This is a genomic window from Paenibacillus sp. MAHUQ-45, assembly GCF_058133325.1.
Map to the genome: position 1 here is coordinate 295,945 of NZ_JBYUPV010000003.1, position 16,692 is coordinate 312,636.

A 16,692-nucleotide genomic window follows, 5' to 3' on the forward strand; every position below is an offset into this window, starting at 1 on the left:
CAAACCTAAAGCACAAACCTAAAGCACAAACCTAAAGCACAAACCTAAAGCACAAACCTAAAGCACAAACCTAAAGCACAAACCTAAAGCACAAACCTAAAGCACAAACCCAAACCCAAACCCAAACCCAAACCCAAACCCAAACCCAAACCCAAACCCAAACCCAAACCCAAACCCAAACCCAATCTTTAAACCAAAGACCTGGCGTCACTCCGGTGAAGCCTGGGGCTTTCGGCTGTATTCATCCTATAGCGAATACTTCTCAACAATGAAAATAGGTCTCTATTCCAATTAAGTGCATTTTTGTACCTTATATTCCTCATTTGAAGAGAAAAATGGAATATAAGGGCATTATTGTACCTTATTTTTGCGAAAATACACTGAAGAAGCATAGTTCCGAAGAATTAACATGCAAAAATGCACTTATTTAACTTTTCCGATTAACTGCAGCTGATTTAAGGTACAAAAATGCTTCTATTTACACTTGGGGCGCAATAAAGCAATGTTACTCTTCAATCGACGTTGTTTGTTCATACATCCTATTACATCAAGCTATTGTTACTTATGACCTTAACGTTGGTGCGCCAACAGAAAAATGCCCGGACGCGAAGACCGCGTACCGGGCACATGAAAAGTTACTTGCTTGCAGGCTGTACAGTGGGATTACCAATCCCTTTTTCACGAACAAATTCCTGCAGCATCGAGAGATACGCCTTGACGGGGTGGCTCAGGAACTTACCACGATTATGAATAATCGCTACCTGACGGTTCAGCACGGGATGAACGATGGGGATAGCGCGGATACTACCGTCATTGTAGAGATGGATCAGCGATTTGGATAATACACTGACGCCTGCACCGGATTGGATGAGGCTGAAGATGGAATCGATGGTGTTCGTCTCGATGAATGGCTCCAGCGAGAAGCCGGAGGCGCTACATGAGGCGTCTACTAACTGGCGGCATCTATGCTCTTTAGGGAACATGATGATCGGCAACTTTTGCACCTCAGCAAATTCAATCGAAGGCGAGTCGGCTAAAGGATGTTCGGCGGGTACGGTCAAATAAAATTGTTCCTCATACAGCAGGATCTGCTCTAACCTGTCATCCTCAATCGGAAGGATGGTCACGGCGATATCCATTTCATTGTGAAGGATGGGATCTACGACATTTTCAGCGGCAACGATTCTGATCTTGATCTTCGGAAAACGACGGTTGAACTCCACCAGCAGCAGTGACACAAGATGATTCAGTTCGCCTGGAAGTGAGCCGATCGTAATGGTGCCGCGCTCGCCATCCTGCAATTCTTCCAATTGTTCCTTGGCGCTATGCATTACATTGAAGATGGTGCATGCATGGGTATATAGTATAGATCCGGCCTCAGTGATGGCGATTTTTTTGCCGATTCGATCGAACAGCGGAGTGCCTAATTCATCCTCCAGCGCTTTGATCTGATGGCTAAGTGTAGGCTGGGTAACGCCCAATTTGTCTGCCGCACGCGTAAAATGCAGTTCATCGCAGATGGCTTTAAAATATTCCAGTTGTCGCAGTTCCATGTGTCCGTCTCTCCCTGTTACATTATCGTTGCCTACTATAGCAGAAGCCCTCTTGACAGGCAAATGATTTAATACTTTATAGACAACATCCGTTATAATAAGCAATGCGGAATGTCAGCAAGGGAGAGGGAGAGATGAAGATTAAGCGGATTATCTGGAAATGGTTCAGCGGAATGACGTTCAAGAGTAAGCTTCTGACCGTCTTTATACCTTTAATTGTCGTGTCGCTCAGTATTTTGGGAGTGGTGTCCAGTGAGATTTTTAGCCGTTCTCTCATCAACCGTAGCGTCAATGACGTCATTGATCAATCGGGTCTAATTATCAACAAGCTGGATTCCATTACGAAAAATATGGAGATTTGCTCCAATATGCTGGTCACGGATGTGAATCGGTTATATGATAACTTTCCCACTGAACGAAATGCTGTAGAGGAGAATCAGTTCCGGTCCACCATACAGAGCCGTCTGGCGATTGATCTGTCCTTGTTCGCGGAAACTGATGCAGCCGTTTTCATTGACAATAACGGAAAAATCTATACATCCTATCCAGCACGAAATGATGAAAGCGGAGCCATTCGCAGTGGCGTTCCTGAAGAATTGCTAAAGCAGGGCAGCTACGGTTCAGCTTACTGGCTTCCTATGCAGAAACGGAATTACATGACACCAAGTCCTGATGTGCCTGTTCTGACTTTGGGAAAGGTTGTTATCAACATCAATACGGGGGAACGCTTTGGTACGCTTTTTCTGATTATTAAAGAGCCTACGTTGTCAGCTTTTCTTGTAAGCGGGAACAAGATTAATCAGAAGAACTATTTTCTCGTGGACGAGCGCAAGATCATCGTGGCTAGCCCGGATAAAGAGCAGGTGCTGACCCCAATCACGAATCCAGTGGAGCTTGAACTGCTCCAATCGACCTCCGGCCTAGCCGACACGGCTACTCGTAATACAGACGGTAAGCGATTAATCACCGTTACAGATTATCCAGGGATGCGTTGGAAGCTGCTCAATGTAGCAGATCTGGATGTGCTGACGAAGGATGTTGGCAAAAATACAAAGCTCACGATTCTGATCGGCTTCAGCTGTCTGCTCCTGTCTTTGCTCGGGGCTCATTTTCTCTCCAAGGTGGTTTTGAATCCGTTACAGGATCTGACCAAAAGAATGCGCCGAGTCATGGACGGCAACCTGTATGTGGAAGCACCGGTTCACACCAATGACGAAATCGGTTTGATTTCGCGGGTGTTTAACTCCATGATCAAGCAAATTCAGGAGCTGCTGCAGAATAAGGAGAAGGAACAGAAGCGGAAGCGACAGTATGAGCTGGCACTGATTACTTCGCAGGTGAAGCCGCATTTTTTATATAACACACTAGATACGATTTACATTCTGAACGACATGGACCGTAATCAGGAGGCGCGGGATACGACGAAGGCCTTGGCGGATTTTTATCGGGTGGTGCTGAGTAAGGGCCGCGAGCTTATTATTCTGGAACAGGAAATCAAGATGACCACCGATTATTTGTCCATCATGCAGATGAGGTACCCCGATGTGTTCCAGTATGAGGTTCGTATCCCGCAAGAACTGCGGAATGCTCCGATTCCGAAGCTATCGCTCCAGCCGTTGGTGGAGAACGCTATCTATCATGGCCTGAAGACCAAGGGAGAGCGTGGACTCATTGTGATCTCTGCTGTGAAAGAAAAGGGGAAAATCATCATCCGGGTGGAAGACGACGGAGTGGGCATGAACGAAGAACAGTTGAAGGAGGCCTGTTGCTTCCATGACGAGGACAAGGAGGTCAAATCCATTGGCGTCTATAGTGTTCAGGAGCGAATCAAATTGTATTTTGGATCGAAATACGGTATAACCATCTTCAGTGAAGAGGGAAAAGGAACAAGGGTGGATATTACCGTTCCAGGAAGAACAACAGGAGGGCAAGGAAATGTATCGGATCATGATCGTGGATGATGAACCCTTGTTTCGGGATTATTTACGGATGAAAATGGATTGGGGAGACTACGGCTACGAGGTATGCTGTGAAGCCCGCAATGGCAAAGAAGCACTGGAGGAGGCAGAGCAGCATCGTCCCCACTTGGCTCTAATTGATATCAATATGCCGTTTATGAACGGCTTTGAGCTAGCAGAACAGCTGAAGATTCGCTTCGCGGAGATGACGATTGTCTTCGTAACGGGGCATAATGAGTTTGAGTATGTACAGCAAGCCGTTCGGCTGGGCGTTCATGATTATTTATTGAAACCGTTTAATCGGGAAGAGCTGGCGTCCATGCTGGAACGGATTCAACCGAAGCTGCCGAAGCTTCAGGAATCGCCTGAAGTAGAGCAGACTGCCCCGCTGGGGTCCGATGCGACGATCAAGCAATATCCTGCGACCGCGATCCAGGAGAGTATTCTAATCTCGCTTAGGCTCAGTGATCAGGACACGTTAAGTGAGGTGAAGCGCGCCATTCAATCGCTCCGGTCCCATGATGTGAACAGTGAATACGTGTACACCATGCTTATGGGGTTGGTCTCGATCGGGCTGTCCTTCGCTGGAGAGCGGGGAGTGGCTTTAGAACATTTGCTTGAGAATATGACTGGACCGTCTCCTGACAAGTACCTCCGCGGGTGTTCGACCTGGGATGAGATCGAGGCTTGGCTCCTAAATTTCTTCGAACGGATCATCTGCTTGACGGAAAGCACCAGACAGACCAAGTCTTATAAGCTTTATACCGATGCCAAGGCATATATTGAGCACCATTACACCGAAGAAGAGTTATCCGTTGAGGCTGTCGCTGCCATCTTATTCGTGGACCCCAGCTATTTGCGGCGCGTGTTCCGCAAGGAATCCGGCTATTCGGTGCTGGATCACATCACCCACATCCGCATGAAGAAGGCTAAGGATCTGATCCAGAAGGGCAATATGAAGCTGTCGACGATCGCCTATGAAGTAGGATACAGTGATCCGAATTATTTCAGCAAAAGCTTCAAGAAGAAATTTGGCATGACACCGACGGAGTTTGAACAATTAAGATGAAAGGGAGCCGAGTCTGCTCGGCTCTTTTATTTCTTGCTGAAATGGATACTGTCCCTTAGAGACAGCAAAGCCGTTTCTACGTATTGTCCCGTTTTTTACTTATCCGGCCCGTTTTGCTCATTCTGCGGAAGGCATGGATCATTTTATAATGAAAGCGCAAACAAGAAAGCGCTAACTAAACTAAATTAAGCTACAGGGGGAAAAAAGATGAAGAGCACATGGAATAAAACGTGGGCTGGAGTACTTGCACTGACGCTGGTTGCGTCCCTTACCGCTTGTGGCGGCGGATCTTCTTCAAACAAACCGGCGAACACAGGCGCTTCAGCTTCAGGTGGTAACGAAGCCGGAGCGAACGACAAAGTAAAACTGAAAGTATACGCTCAACATTTTGATGATGACACCTCTAAGCCGTTTGACTATGCGGTTGAAGAATTGAAGAAGGAAATGCCGAATGTGGAGATTGAGCTTGATCCGGCGGTTCAAGACGGATACCAGAAGCTGAAGACTTATGCGGCGACAGGAAATCTGCCTGATATCTACTATACGGATTGGAACACACTGCAAACCTTCTCCAAATCCCAAAATGTACAGGTGCTCGATGATTATGATACCACCAAAGAATACAAGGCAAATCTTAATCCAGGTGTCGAATCCCGTATGGTTGCTCCAGATGGTCACGTCTATGCCTTCCCGGATACAGGTGTAGAGTTCGAGCTTCTGTATTACAACAAGAAGATTTTCCAAGAAGCTGGCATTTCGGTGCCAATCAAAACGATTGACGAACTCGCCGCAGCAGCCCAGAAATTAAAGGCTAAGGGTCTTGTACCACTCTCAATCTTTGCCAAAGAAAAATGGATCACTACAGCGTTCTACAATGCCTTCTTGACACGTGAGGATGGTATCGGAACAGGCGTATTCGAAAAGGGTAACCCTACGGAAACTCCGCAAAGTGCTGTTACTGCTGCTGAGCAAGTGAAAAAGCTGCAACAAGCCGGATTGCTTGATGTCAATGCAACCAATACGAACTATGACCAGGCCTCTTCCATGTTCTATACCGGAAAATCCGCTATGATGATTAACGGCCAATGGGAAATTTACAGTGCGCAAGAGAAGATGGGCGACAATGTTGACTTTATGTACTGGCCAGCCAAAGACGAGCAGACTTACGAGAACATGAAGTTCCAAATGAACGGTTCCGGTGGTCCTCAAGGATATGCTGTATCCTCCAAGAGCAAGAATGTAGACGTGGCTGTCAAAGTAGCTGCTTTCATCGCCAAGAAATCGGCTGAGTATAAATTCACAGTACTGGGCAACCCGATTGTTGCACCAAAAATTGATAAGCCTGTTACAGCTACAGATATTCCGGCAATGATGAAGCGCCTGACTACGGATGTACTGCCTAACGCTAAGGGCTACGCTGTAGCAGTCAGCAAGTTGAGCATCAGCACGGCGATTGATGATAACACGCAAAACCTGCTGGTTGATGGATTTAGTGTAGACGACTTTATTAAAAATATGAACCGCGCTTTGGGAAAATAAAGAGATAGCTACAGAGAAACGTTTAAGAACCCTGGACTTCAAGCTTCGGCTTGGGGCTTCCGGGGTTCTAAACCAGAGAATATTTATTTTGGAAAGGAGCTGTGGAGGGCCATGAGAAATTACTTGGGCAATAAAAAAGCTATTCTATTCTTCCTTCTGCCCGCCATGCTAATCTACACCGTCATTGTCATCTATCCTGTGCTGCAAACCGTATTCCGCAGCTTTTACAATTGGGACGGTCTCAGTGAAGCAACCTTCAACGGGCTGGGGAATTTCCGCGATTTATTCACGGACCCGCTCCTGATGACATCGCTAAAAAACGGCGGGATTTTTGCTTTAGTACTTGTTGTGTTTCAGATCGGCTTAGGTACGATTTTGGCTCTGGTCTGTGCAGACGTTACGGTTAAGGGACGCAAGCTGCTAAAGACAGCTTACTTTATTCCGGTCGTATTGTCCGTGACGGTTGTCTGCCAGCTCTGGATCGCGATCTATGATCCGACCAACGGGCTTATTAATCGCCTGCTGCAAATGCTTGGTATTCCTTATCAGCAGCATTGGTTAACTTCACCGACTACATCGATTATCGCGATTGCGTTCGTTAATGCATGGCAGTTTATGGGCTATCAATTCGCACTCCTGTATGCAGGCGTCAAGTCGATTCCTGAACAATACATGGAGGCCGCGACGATCGATGGCTGCAGCAAATGGAAGGCCCACTGGAAAGTGACTCTACCGCTTATGAAAGAAACGTACAAGTTCTGCTTTACGATCGCCATCACCGGCGGGATTAGCGCCTTTACACAAATGCTGATCATGACCAACGGTGGACCGGGAACGAGCAATTATACGATGACCTTCATGGTATACCGTTACGCTTTCTTGGAAAGCAATTATGGTTATGCTTGCGCCGTAGCGGTGGTTCTGGTAATCATCTCGCTCATTGCAACTGTGGTTATCAACAAAGTATTTGATCGTAACGAGGTCTAGGCAGAAAGGAGAACGTGACATGAAAAAAGCGTTAGGCTTACTTTACCAAGTTCCGCTCTGGATTTATTTTATCGTATCGGTATATCCGCTAGTCTGGATGATTTCGTATTCATTGAAAAATAACGATGAAATCTTCTCAACCAATCCATTTGGGTTACCGACACATTTCCGCTTTGAGAACTATGTGACTGCGTGGTCACAATTCAATATTCCAAAATATTTTATCAACAGTATTGTCGTTTCAACGATCGCTACAGTCTTTATTCTGCTCTTTGCACTGATGTTTGCTTTTGCTGTAGCACGGTTGACCTGGAAGTTCAGAGAGGCTGTTCGGGTCTATATGCTGGTGGGGATGTTCATCCCGCTTCAGGTCATTATGATTCCGCTTGCGATTCTGGTTCGAGACTTCCATCTGTCCAATACGTATGGAGCACTGATCGTGCCTTATATAGCCTTGGGACTACCTTTCTCAACTATGATCTTCTATGGATTTATGCGGGGAATTCCTACTGAGATTGAAGAGGCAGCTTGTATGGATGGCGCGAACATTTACCGGATGTTTTTGCAAGTCATCATGCCAATGGTTATGCCGGCAGTTGCAACGGTTGCAATCTTCCAGTTCCTCACGAACTGGAACGAATTCACCCTGGCGTATATCCTTATCTCTAATGAAGCAATGAAAACTCTGCCGCTCGGTCTCTTGTTCTTCCAAGGACAATACAGTACAGACTGGGGTGGTATGGGGGCTGTTATGACGATGGCTTCACTGCCGATGATTATCGTGTATCTGTTCTTCAGTGAGCAGGTAGAAAGAGCGATGACTGTCGGGTCCGCGGTTAAGGGATAAACTCAATACGCTGAAAATAGCACGGAGTATAAACTTTCTGTCTTTCGAGACAGAGAGTTTTTTTATGGTTTTTTTGAAATGAATCGCCCCCATGCTATAATGTTCAGAAAAACAAACACAGGAGACTGGAATGACTACATTAATTGATAAAATAGCCTGGGTTCATATCGTAGAAGGTCGTGTGCTGGCTGCCCGCTCCATTGGAAAAGATACATATTATTTGCCTGGGGGGAAACGTGAGCCCGGCGAGACCGATGAAGAGACACTTGTTCGTGAGATAGAGGAAGAGTTGTCCGTACAGATCAAGCCGGAGACGATCTCCGCCTTGGGCGTCTTTGAAGCAGAGGCGCATGGTAAAGCGGAAGGCGTGACCGTGCGAATGACCTGCTATTTTGCAGAATTTGAAGGGGAGTTAGCCGCTGCCTCGGAAATTGAGGAACTGGCTTGGTTAACCTATAGTGATCGGGATCGTGTATCTGCCGTCAGTCAATTGATTTTCGACAAACTGCATGAGTTGAAGCAGCTAATCTAAATGAAGTCCTGAAAATTCTAAACGAAGCTCTGAGTAAAAGTCCGTTTACAGCCTATAATAGGCATGAAGCGGGCTTTTTTTGTTCAAATATAAGAATTTATATGTTTCACTTTATAAATCATCCTTATATTTCTCGCTGAAACGGATACCGTCCCTTAGAGGACGGCAAAGCTGTTTCTACTTGCTGAAAGCGGAATTTTCGAATTAAGGACAGATGTCCTTCCCTGAATGGGTCCGAATGTCTTTTAATAAGTAGGAGAGTTAGATGAAGGAGAGAGACAAGAGATGAGAGGAATTATTTTTGCATTTTTGGGTGGGGCCTGCATTACGCTGCAAGGTGTCGCAAACGCGAGAATCAGTCAGGATATTGGCACCTGGCAAGCTGCAACGATCACTCAGTTGACCGGATTTTTGATGGCATTGCTGATCCTGCTGTTCGTACGGGATGGCAAGCGGGATGGTTTTAAGAAAGTGAAGCCTTTATATTTGCTGGGAGGCTCCTTCGGGGCTATTGTTATTTTCACCGAGGTTACAGCGATTCAGATGATGGGTGTGACGTATACGATCTCTGCGCTGCTAATCGCCCAGCTATGCCTGACGTTCTTAATTGATGTTCGCGGATGGTTTGGGGTCAAAAAACTGAAGCTGCGGGTACCGCACTTCATTGGCATCGGGATGATGATCGCTGGTGTCGTAATTATGAAATTCTAAAACTTTAATACACAAATGGGGGATACACATATGCTAGCGGGAATACTACTGGCGCTTATCGCGGGTTCTTTTGTCGCCCTGCAAAATATTTTCAACAGCAAAGTTAATCAACATACGGGGTCATGGTCGACCACTACATTGGTACTTGGTATGGGTTTCATCGCTTCACTAATCATCAGCCTGATTGTTGAAGGGAAAAACACCTTTGCACTGCAAAACATGCAGCCATGGTACTGGATCAGCGGGATGATCGGCGTTGGTGTTGTAATCTGTCTCGTTCAGGGAGTGAAACTGCTGGGGCCTACCTATGCGATCTCCATTGTAATGACTTCACAACTCGCTTTTGCTCTGCTGTGGGATTCTATGGGGTGGCTTGGATTGGAGAAGGTTCCGTTTAACATTAATCAGTTTCTTGGAGTACTGGTCATTGTCGGTGGCATTATTGTGTTCAAATTTGCCGGCAAAGCAGATGGGAAGGAAGCAGCACAACCACCTGTCCTTGGCAGAACGGGTACACAGGAGTAAAACTCACATTATAGAAATACAGAAAAACCAACATCCTCGTTGCTGCGTGGCTCCCGATGGCGCAGACAAGAGGTTTGAGCACCACCTTAGGCCCCGCACCGCGCGCCGGGAGGCACACGCGGTGCGGGGGAACTGTTTAAGTACATCGAGCAAATTGTATCCATTGACTTTAACTGAATGATCATTTAAGGTGAGGTCATGAGACATAAAGACGAGAAAAAGAGTGAAGCCATCTTTGAAGCAACGATTAAACTATTGAATGAAATTGGATTTTCGGATATTTCCATATCCAAAATTGCCAAGGTGGCGAACGTCTCCTCGGCAACCATCTACGTGTATTTCGAAAATAAGGAGGATATGTTAGCCAAGCTTTACGTGAAGGTTAAGGAAAAAATGAGTCAGCAGATGAGCAGGGGATTGGATGAATCCCTGTCCTCCCAAGAATTGTGCGAGCAACTTATGCGCAATTCTCTGGATTTTATCATGAACAACAAGGATTACTTCCTGTTGCTGGAGCAGTATCAGCACTCTCCCTATGTTGAACGGCTATGCCTAGACGATACGACATCGATGTTTGTTGGGCTGTATGAACTATTCGAGAAAGGGAAGCAGAAGGGAGAGCTTAAAGCACTGGAGACTGTGTTGTTGCTGTCCTACTGCTATCTGCCCGTCACCTATTTCGCCAAAGCTGTGTTCAAGGGGCAACTAGAGGGCAGCGAAGAGAATTTACAGCAGATTATTCGTATGAGTTGGGATGCGGTTAGTGCTTAGCAATTGGAGTAACCATCCGTGTGTGGATGAGTGAGCTCAGGACTTAAATCCTGCGGTAGGTGATTACTGTGCCGGTTCGTTCCCGTCCTCGGTACTGGTAGAACAAGGGTTTCAGCTCATTTGAGCTGGAACCCTTATTTGTTTATAAGCGGTTTTGCTAACATTTTGCTAACGACGCTTCTTTTTTATCGATTTGAAGTTTCTGATACGCTCATAATTATGTTAGTACTGACTTCACGATAAAGGCTTCTTGTTTAGACTCTGTGTTCGAAAATTTCGCCTTCGTCTTGATCGTTAACACTAACCATAAACATAGTATTATAAGTGATGCTATGGCCGTCTGAATCATCTCCTACAACCTCATTTGCTTCTCCGAATTTTGTAATAATTTCTTCTTTCGTCATGATCTGCATTTTTGATAGCTCATAAACTGTGGAGTCTCCTCCTGAAGATAATGCACTGGCGGCAATGATTACAACGAAAGCCGCAAGAATCCAGAACTACCAACGTTTTAAAATGGGCTTCTTGATTTTCTTGGTCTTTGTGACTTGTTTCGCTTCAGTTGTGGACATGAGTAATAGCTCCTCTATCTATCTTTTAAGTTCAGTGATTTTTTCTTATCGACAATCATATTAGTATTGTCAATCAAGACTTCAAGTAAGATTGCTTAATCTGTTCAGGGGTAAGAACGGCAGATGATTGACTGCAAAGCGTTGTTGAACCTCCTCCCTTAGAATCAACAAATAATAACAAGTCGATTAGAGCGATTCCCAAAGCCTTGGATATTTTGTCCAAAGTCTTTATAGTAGGATTCTTTTTTCCTCGCTTTATCTGACCAATGTAGGATGTGTTAACTCCTGCATTGAGTGCAAGCTGCTCCTGGCTGAGACCATTTTTCAACCGTGAAATTCTGATGTTTTCCCCAATAGATTCGATGCTGTTCATTTCCCTTCACCCCTAATCAAACGATAGAATTTTTTGGTAGGAGGCTCAACAGGATATAGTGTGGATTTCAGTGCCTATAGTAGAGAATTGATACGGAGTGTAGTTAAACCGTGGATAAAAGTATTTAAGAGGACGTTTTTTTCATTTGATTATGTGAGGAATATACAAATCGAATTTAGAGAATTTAGAAATGACCATGCTCTTTCAAACTGTAGAAGCGATTGCCACCAATAATTACGTGATCAAGGACTTCTATTCCTATGATTTCACCAGCGGCTATGAGTCGTTTTGTCAGATTCACATCCTCTATTGACGGCTCCGGGTCACCGCTCGGGTGGTTGTGAGCGCAAATGAGCGAGGCGCTACAGCGTCTAATCGCTGCATGGAATACTTCTCTAGGATGAACGATAGCGGTGTTCAGAGATCCTATAGAGATTAACATCTTTGAAGATGAGACGGTTCTTGGTATTGAGGAAAAGGCAGATGAAGTGTTTTTTTTGTTCAAACCGTAGTTCGGATTCGAGGAGATTATAAACGTCTTTTAGACTACGAATCACATGTTGATTCTCATTAGGCAAGGCCAAAACCTTTGCAAGTTTTAACATAGAGATGATTTGACGGGCTTTTCCTTTGCCGATTCCTTTTATTAAAACCAATTGTTGTTCCGACACATCCATTAATTCTGTAGCTGTAGGAAAACGATGGAAAAGCCCTTGAATTGTGTAGCTATCAGTGCTATCCCTTAAAGATTCAGATACTAATTGTCTCAAATCATTCTCCTTAACCTGTCCCATAATGTTTATCCTCCCAAGTTATTTCTGATTATCGTATGTATAATATAGATTTATAATTTTCAAATTTACGACATATTTACATGATTCCCTTAAATAGAACGCTTGTTTGGAAGGAGATGGTAGATTATTGACGAATTATGTATTTTGGTCTAGTTCTAAAGTATGTAATTAGGTAGTTTCAATATTTAAATTATCTAGTTTTAGCATAGAATGTTTCATCGAATAGCAATATAAATGAACGGGAGAGATTAACCATTTCTATCAATACAAATAAACATGTTGTACCGGGAAGTATTTCTGGTTATTTATTTCAGCCTGAAAGAGCAGTTTTTTGGCTGGCTAAAAGTAGAATAGGAGCAAAGGTGGGAATTGAAACAGAAGATGATGTAGTAAGAATAGCTAAGGAAGATGAGGGACATGTCTACGAACAGGATAAACATTCAATCTCGGATAATATTCCCTTTGGTGATCATAGCAAAGATTTATGGAATACTCTGTGTATATGGCTTAAAGCTGCTTCAGAACCTGGATTTGATTTAGAAAATACTGAATTTCATCTGGTAACTAACAAAATAGTTAAGAATGGACTAGTAGTACTAATTGCACAGGCAGAATCGGATCAAGAGTGCGAAATTTGCTCAGACCAGATACTAGCTATTGCGACTAATGTCCCTGAAGGTATTAAAAAGTATGCCAATAAGGTATGTGAATATGATATTAGTTTACTTCGGAAAATAGTAAGTAAAATCATTTTATGTGACGGTAATAAGGGAAGTTATGGAGATAAACTGAAAGAAGAAATAAAATCATTATTACATGTATCAGCAATATTGCCTTTCGAGGAAATTTACAATTCTTTATTAGGTTGGGTTCATAATACAGCTATGCATTGCTGGCGAAATAATAAACCCGCTTGGCTGTCTAGAGATGCCTTTACAGAATATTATCAAAAAATACTAAGTAGATATAATCTTAAACGCTTTATTGAAACGGATCAGTCTCTCATCTCTCTATCTTTGGTTGATAAGGAAGCTCAATATAACGAGTTATTTGTTAGACAGCTTTACTTGCTAGCACTTGAAAAAAATGATGACCTCCTTATTAGTTCTATTGAAGATTATTTACGGTGCAATCACGAAAGAACTCGATTTAGCATCGAAGGAGATATAACAAAAGAAGAAATGGATAGGTTTGATCAAAACTTAATAGAGAGATGGAGGCTTATTTTTGCTCAGAATGTTAGAAAATACAAAAGAGCACTAAGTACCTCCCCAGATACTAACGCCCTAGGTGAAGATGCTGGATTTGAGATACTTGCCCAGACTCTTGATCATAGAGAATCCTTAGCAAACCAGCCTACGGAGCAATATTATTTGACACGCGGTAGCTATCACAGACTTGCAAATAATAAACAATTAATTTTGGGTTGGCACCCTGAGTTTACACTATTGCTTAAACAAGGAGAATAAGAGTATTGGAATATTTAGATGAGTATGAAATCGTTCAAAATGTAGCTCTAGCTTCTTTAGTTCTGTGGTCATTTACCGTGAAGTATTACTCCACAACTGAAGAAAATAAAGGTATAGATTTACAAACCCTCATGTTAGTTCTTCCACTAGTATTTAATGAGAGTATTGTTGAATCTATTCACAGGAGAAATTTCAAAAAAGGATTCTTTATAGCACTAAATGACAATAAGAGTTTTTTTGTAGGGTTGCAAGAGAGGACTCAAAACATGTCAAAAATGACTTTTAGTGCTATTAATATGTGCCTCTCTAGCAAACTCCTCATGTATGAACAGGAAACCTTCAATTTTATACCAGTACGGACTTCTGTTCCAAAATACAGTGAAAACGAAAGTATTAAGCGAATGATTGCAGCATCTGATCGTCTTGGTTATTGGTTTGCAACGATTGACTTCTCTGAACTATGTTATCTGTTAAAAGTGAGGTTTTAATTATGGATTTTAAGATAAAACATATCATATTGTGGCCAAAGGACAAAAGTAAAGAGGAAAGAATTTTAAGTTTCGATCTGACAAAAATCAACGTTATTACTGGTGATAGTCAAAAAGGAAAATCCTCTATAATCCCCATAATTGATTATTGCTTAGGGAGTTCTAAGTGCACAATTCCTGTGGGTATTATAAGAGAAAAAACCGAGTGGTTTGGTATTGTAGTGGCAATCAAAGGAGAACTGCTATTACTGGCTCGTAAAGAGCCTGGAATACATAGCCAAAGTGGCGATGTATTCATTTTTGAAAATGTGGATATGAAAAAAATGCCCAGACCCGAAGCTAAACGCAATGTTGAATTTCTGAAAAATAAACTTAATGAAATTGCTACCCTTCCTTTCCTAACATTATCCGATGAGAATGATAGTGAATCTTCTAACAAAAGAGCAAGTTTCAGAGATTTTTCAGCTTTTCAGTTCCAACCTCAACATATAGTAGCAAACCCATATACTCTTTTTTATAAGGCTGATACATATCAAAACAGAGAGAGATTGAAAAATATCTTCCCACTTGTCCTTGGTGCAATTGATAAAGAAATTTTATATTTAAGACAACAACTGAAAGAATTGGAAAAGGAGCATAAACAGAAGCAGAACGAGCTTGCTGAACTAAAAAAGATCAATTCTCATTGGTTGTATAATTTGAAAAGTTACTATGCTCAAGCAAAAGAATACGGATTACTCTTAAATCCCTCTAGTTCGGAATTAGGCTGGTCTACGCAAGTGTATATAAGTCAATTATCAGAAATACCAAAAAGAATTCAATCAAAGACGTTAACATTTAAGGACATAGATACACAGGCTGCTGTAACAGAGCTAAGTAATTTATTTAAAGAAGAACTTAATCTTTCTCATGAAATTGGCTCTCTGAGACAGAGATTATATAAAATGACAAGACTTTTTGAATCAGAAAAGCTCTATCAGGAATCTCTTGATGCGCAAAAGGAAAGGTTACAGCCGTCAAATTGGTTAGTTCAGTTACTAGAGCCTAAAACAATATGTCCATTTTGCGGTTCTGAAAACAGTAAAGCACATGATGAAATACATCGGCTTTACAATTATCAATCTAAAATCAGTTCAACATCAAATAATATTGAAAAATCCTCCGCTATGTTAGATAGGGAAATTATAAAACTTAGAATTCGACTGAAGGAATTAGAAAGTTCACTGAACTACGTTAGAAAACAAAGAACTGAATTAGAAATAGAATCAGAGGAATTAAGAAGATCCAGACAAACTGAACAAGAGATTTTTCGATTTATTGGACGTTTAGAAAAATCATTATCTGATTATAAATTAACTCATGAAAATAATGACTTAGAAACCGAAGTAAAGGCACTCGAAGAGCAAATATTTATTTTAAGGCGGAAAATAGATCCTAAGAGTATTGAGGCAAAACTTAAACTAGCTTTAAATACAATCTCAGAAAAAATAAATAGGTATGCGGACTTTTTAGGTGTTGAAGATGCAGATCAGCCAATTGAACTTGATATAACTAATTTAACCTTGAAAAAAAAATCCGGGCAAAGGGAAGATTATCTTTGGGAAATTGGTAGTGGTGCTAACTGGATGGGGTATCATGTAGCCACTCTACTCGCCTTACATGAGTTTTTTATTGATTTGAAATGGAACCCTGTGCCTCAATTCCTTATCATTGACCAACCTAGTCAAGTATATTTTCCTGAGAAGATTGTACAGAGTAGATCAGAAGATCAAGCTGAGGAAGGAGAACAAAGTACTTCTCTTCCTGTTTTTCGACAAGAAGATATATTACGAGTCCAAAAAATTTTCACTGCTCTTTCAACCTGTTTAGGTTTAACAAAACACTCAGTTCAGTTGATAATTATTGAACATGCTGATGAAATTACTTGGAGTGGCACAGAACAAGACATATTTGTAGTGGAAAGATGGAGAGGAGAAAGTGAAGCTTTAATTCCTGGTGACTGGTAAACTGGATTGTCAACAGTAACTCAGACAGCTTTTTTAAGGGCTGTAAGGCGATCATGTAGCCAAGTGTTTCGTGAATCCGATGCTTGTTAAACCAGTCGACGTAATCGAATAACTCCAATTCCCAGTGACGAAGGCTCTGGAAGCTCATCTGATGGATGAATTCCGTTTTCATGACTTTGTAGGTGGCTTCAGCCACGGCGGTGTCATAGGGGCAGCCTTTCATACTCAGAGATCGGCCGATTTTAAAGCTCTCCAGAAGCTCGTCCATCTTTTGATTTTAAAACTCACTGCACCGGTCCGTATGAACCACTGAATCTGCTGTAGATCACCCTGAACGGTTGCGAAGGCACGAGAAACCAGCGCAGCATCCTTTTGGGGACTTGCACTATAGCCTATAATCTCTCGACTGAACAGGTCGATGAGCACACAAATGTAATGCCATCTGTTTTGAACCTTCACTTACGTCAGATCGCTGACGACAAAGCGTTTGGCTTGCTT

General features: G+C 42.6%; 19 protein-coding genes. 12 read left to right on the top strand and 7 right to left on the bottom strand.

The window, feature by feature from the left end; translation table 11 throughout:
- Nucleotides 1-635 precede the first annotated feature (635 nt).
- A complete protein-coding gene (locus AC3Y23_RS08655) occupies nt 636-1,553 on the bottom strand; it encodes a LysR family transcriptional regulator (RefSeq protein WP_379197718.1) in 918 nt (305 codons plus the stop codon).
- A gap of 134 nt (nt 1,554-1,687) precedes the next feature.
- On the opposite strand from AC3Y23_RS08655, the gene AC3Y23_RS08660 reads away from it, so the two are divergent.
- The 9 genes from AC3Y23_RS08660 (at nt 1,688) to AC3Y23_RS08700 (ending at nt 10,492) form a co-directional block, all read left to right on the top strand.
- The gene (locus AC3Y23_RS08660) at nt 1,688-3,514 is read left to right on the top strand and encodes a sensor histidine kinase (protein ID WP_379197720.1); all 1,827 of its coding nucleotides are present in this window, start codon (nt 1,688-1,690) and stop codon (nt 3,512-3,514) included.
- Nucleotides 3,489-4,580, top strand: a complete 1,092-nt coding sequence (locus AC3Y23_RS08665) for a response regulator (protein ID WP_379197722.1) — start codon at nt 3,489-3,491, stop codon at nt 4,578-4,580. The genes AC3Y23_RS08660 and AC3Y23_RS08665 overlap by 26 nt, the downstream gene beginning before the upstream one ends.
- Nucleotides 4,581-4,787: 207 nt before the next feature.
- Complete coding sequence (locus AC3Y23_RS08670) at nt 4,788-6,119, top strand: ABC transporter substrate-binding protein (protein WP_379197724.1); 1,332 nt, start codon at nt 4,788-4,790, stop codon at nt 6,117-6,119.
- A gap of 111 nt (nt 6,120-6,230) precedes the next feature.
- Nucleotides 6,231-7,106, top strand: coding sequence for a carbohydrate ABC transporter permease (locus AC3Y23_RS08675; protein WP_379197726.1), 876 nt, complete (start codon nt 6,231-6,233; stop codon nt 7,104-7,106).
- A 19-nt stretch (nt 7,107-7,125) separates the two neighbouring features.
- Nucleotides 7,126-7,953: a carbohydrate ABC transporter permease gene (locus tag AC3Y23_RS08680; RefSeq protein WP_379197728.1), complete on the top strand. Its 828-nt coding sequence runs from the start codon at nt 7,126-7,128 to the stop codon at nt 7,951-7,953.
- A 130-nt stretch (nt 7,954-8,083) separates the two neighbouring features.
- Nucleotides 8,084-8,485, top strand: coding sequence for an NUDIX hydrolase (locus AC3Y23_RS08685; RefSeq protein ID WP_379197730.1), 402 nt, complete (start codon nt 8,084-8,086; stop codon nt 8,483-8,485).
- A gap of 285 nt (nt 8,486-8,770) precedes the next feature.
- Entirely contained in the window at nt 8,771-9,196 is a 426-nt protein-coding gene (locus AC3Y23_RS08690; protein ID WP_379197732.1) for a DMT family transporter, read from the top strand.
- Nucleotides 9,197-9,226: 30 nt separating this feature from the next.
- Nucleotides 9,227-9,721, top strand: coding sequence for a DMT family transporter (locus AC3Y23_RS08695; protein ID WP_379197734.1), 495 nt, complete (start codon nt 9,227-9,229; stop codon nt 9,719-9,721).
- A 198-nt stretch (nt 9,722-9,919) separates the two neighbouring features.
- Entirely contained in the window at nt 9,920-10,492 is a 573-nt protein-coding gene (locus tag AC3Y23_RS08700; RefSeq protein ID WP_379197736.1) for a TetR/AcrR family transcriptional regulator, read from the top strand.
- A gap of 254 nt (nt 10,493-10,746) precedes the next feature.
- On the opposite strand, the gene AC3Y23_RS08705 is transcribed toward AC3Y23_RS08700, so the two are convergent.
- The 4 genes from AC3Y23_RS08705 to AC3Y23_RS08720 all read right to left on the bottom strand — a co-directional run bounded on the left by AC3Y23_RS08705 (nt 10,747) and on the right by AC3Y23_RS08720 (nt 12,231).
- Entirely contained in the window at nt 10,747-10,905 is a 159-nt protein-coding gene (locus tag AC3Y23_RS08705) for a hypothetical protein (protein ID WP_379197738.1), read from the bottom strand.
- A gap of 232 nt (nt 10,906-11,137) precedes the next feature.
- Complete coding sequence (locus AC3Y23_RS08710) at nt 11,138-11,437, bottom strand: helix-turn-helix domain-containing protein (RefSeq protein ID WP_379197740.1); 300 nt, start codon at nt 11,435-11,437, stop codon at nt 11,138-11,140.
- A 184-nt stretch (nt 11,438-11,621) separates the two neighbouring features.
- Complete coding sequence (locus AC3Y23_RS08715) at nt 11,622-11,879, bottom strand: JAB domain-containing protein (RefSeq protein ID WP_379197742.1); 258 nt, start codon at nt 11,877-11,879, stop codon at nt 11,622-11,624.
- The gene (locus AC3Y23_RS08720) at nt 11,833-12,231 is read right to left on the bottom strand and encodes a JAB domain-containing protein (protein ID WP_379197744.1); all 399 of its coding nucleotides are present in this window, start codon (nt 12,229-12,231) and stop codon (nt 11,833-11,835) included. The genes AC3Y23_RS08715 and AC3Y23_RS08720 overlap by 47 nt, the downstream gene beginning before the upstream one ends.
- Before the next feature lie 362 nt (nt 12,232-12,593).
- Between AC3Y23_RS08720 and AC3Y23_RS08725 the strand changes: the two genes are divergently transcribed.
- From AC3Y23_RS08725 to AC3Y23_RS08735, 3 genes are read left to right on the top strand one after another with little or no spacing between them, the layout of a single operon-like run.
- Complete coding sequence (locus AC3Y23_RS08725) at nt 12,594-13,700, top strand: ABC-three component system protein (protein WP_379197746.1); 1,107 nt, start codon at nt 12,594-12,596, stop codon at nt 13,698-13,700.
- Between the two features lie 5 nt (nt 13,701-13,705).
- Nucleotides 13,706-14,188: a three component ABC system middle component gene (locus AC3Y23_RS08730; protein WP_379197748.1), complete on the top strand. Its 483-nt coding sequence runs from the start codon at nt 13,706-13,708 to the stop codon at nt 14,186-14,188.
- A 2-nt stretch (nt 14,189-14,190) separates the two neighbouring features.
- Complete coding sequence (locus AC3Y23_RS08735) at nt 14,191-16,194, top strand: DUF3732 domain-containing protein (RefSeq protein ID WP_379197750.1); 2,004 nt, start codon at nt 14,191-14,193, stop codon at nt 16,192-16,194.
- On the opposite strand, the gene AC3Y23_RS08740 is transcribed toward AC3Y23_RS08735, so the two are convergent.
- Both AC3Y23_RS08740 and AC3Y23_RS08745 read right to left on the bottom strand, forming a co-directional pair.
- Nucleotides 16,109-16,462 (bottom strand): IS3 family transposase, encoded by a 354-nt coding sequence (locus tag AC3Y23_RS08740; RefSeq protein WP_379197752.1) that lies wholly within the window; start codon nt 16,460-16,462, stop codon nt 16,109-16,111. The genes AC3Y23_RS08735 and AC3Y23_RS08740 overlap by 86 nt on opposite strands.
- Nucleotides 16,420-16,653, bottom strand: coding sequence for a hypothetical protein (locus AC3Y23_RS08745; RefSeq protein ID WP_379197754.1), 234 nt, complete (start codon nt 16,651-16,653; stop codon nt 16,420-16,422). The genes AC3Y23_RS08740 and AC3Y23_RS08745 overlap by 43 nt, the downstream gene beginning before the upstream one ends.
- Nucleotides 16,654-16,692: the final 39 nt, after the last annotated feature.

Excerpts from the sequence above, each read along its gene's own strand:
- AC3Y23_RS08655 (WP_379197718.1), bottom strand. The coding sequence starts at position 1,553 with ATGGAACTGCGACAACTGGAATATTTTAAAGCCATCTGCGATGAACTG.
- AC3Y23_RS08690 (WP_379197732.1), top strand. The coding sequence starts at position 8,771 with ATGAGAGGAATTATTTTTGCATTTTTGGGTGGGGCCTGCATTACGCTG.
- AC3Y23_RS08700 (WP_379197736.1), top strand. The coding sequence starts at position 9,920 with ATGAGACATAAAGACGAGAAAAAGAGTGAAGCCATCTTTGAAGCAACG.
- AC3Y23_RS08670 (WP_379197724.1), top strand. The coding sequence starts at position 4,788 with ATGAAGAGCACATGGAATAAAACGTGGGCTGGAGTACTTGCACTGACG.
- AC3Y23_RS08680 (WP_379197728.1), top strand. The coding sequence starts at position 7,126 with ATGAAAAAAGCGTTAGGCTTACTTTACCAAGTTCCGCTCTGGATTTAT.
- AC3Y23_RS08665 (WP_379197722.1), top strand. The coding sequence starts at position 3,489 with ATGTATCGGATCATGATCGTGGATGATGAACCCTTGTTTCGGGATTAT.
- AC3Y23_RS08720 (WP_379197744.1), bottom strand. The coding sequence starts at position 12,231 with ATGGGACAGGTTAAGGAGAATGATTTGAGACAATTAGTATCTGAATCT.
- AC3Y23_RS08710 (WP_379197740.1), bottom strand. The coding sequence starts at position 11,437 with ATGAACAGCATCGAATCTATTGGGGAAAACATCAGAATTTCACGGTTG.
- AC3Y23_RS08660 (WP_379197720.1), top strand. The coding sequence starts at position 1,688 with ATGAAGATTAAGCGGATTATCTGGAAATGGTTCAGCGGAATGACGTTC.
- AC3Y23_RS08685 (WP_379197730.1), top strand. The coding sequence starts at position 8,084 with ATGACTACATTAATTGATAAAATAGCCTGGGTTCATATCGTAGAAGGT.
- AC3Y23_RS08675 (WP_379197726.1), top strand. The coding sequence starts at position 6,231 with ATGAGAAATTACTTGGGCAATAAAAAAGCTATTCTATTCTTCCTTCTG.
- AC3Y23_RS08715 (WP_379197742.1), bottom strand. The coding sequence starts at position 11,879 with ATGTTAATCTCTATAGGATCTCTGAACACCGCTATCGTTCATCCTAGA.
- AC3Y23_RS08695 (WP_379197734.1), top strand. The coding sequence starts at position 9,227 with ATGCTAGCGGGAATACTACTGGCGCTTATCGCGGGTTCTTTTGTCGCC.
- AC3Y23_RS08705 (WP_379197738.1), bottom strand. The coding sequence starts at position 10,905 with ATGCAGATCATGACGAAAGAAGAAATTATTACAAAATTCGGAGAAGCA.
- AC3Y23_RS08740 (WP_379197752.1), bottom strand. The coding sequence starts at position 16,462 with ATGGACGAGCTTCTGGAGAGCTTTAAAATCGGCCGATCTCTGAGTATG.
- AC3Y23_RS08735 (WP_379197750.1), top strand. The coding sequence starts at position 14,191 with ATGGATTTTAAGATAAAACATATCATATTGTGGCCAAAGGACAAAAGT.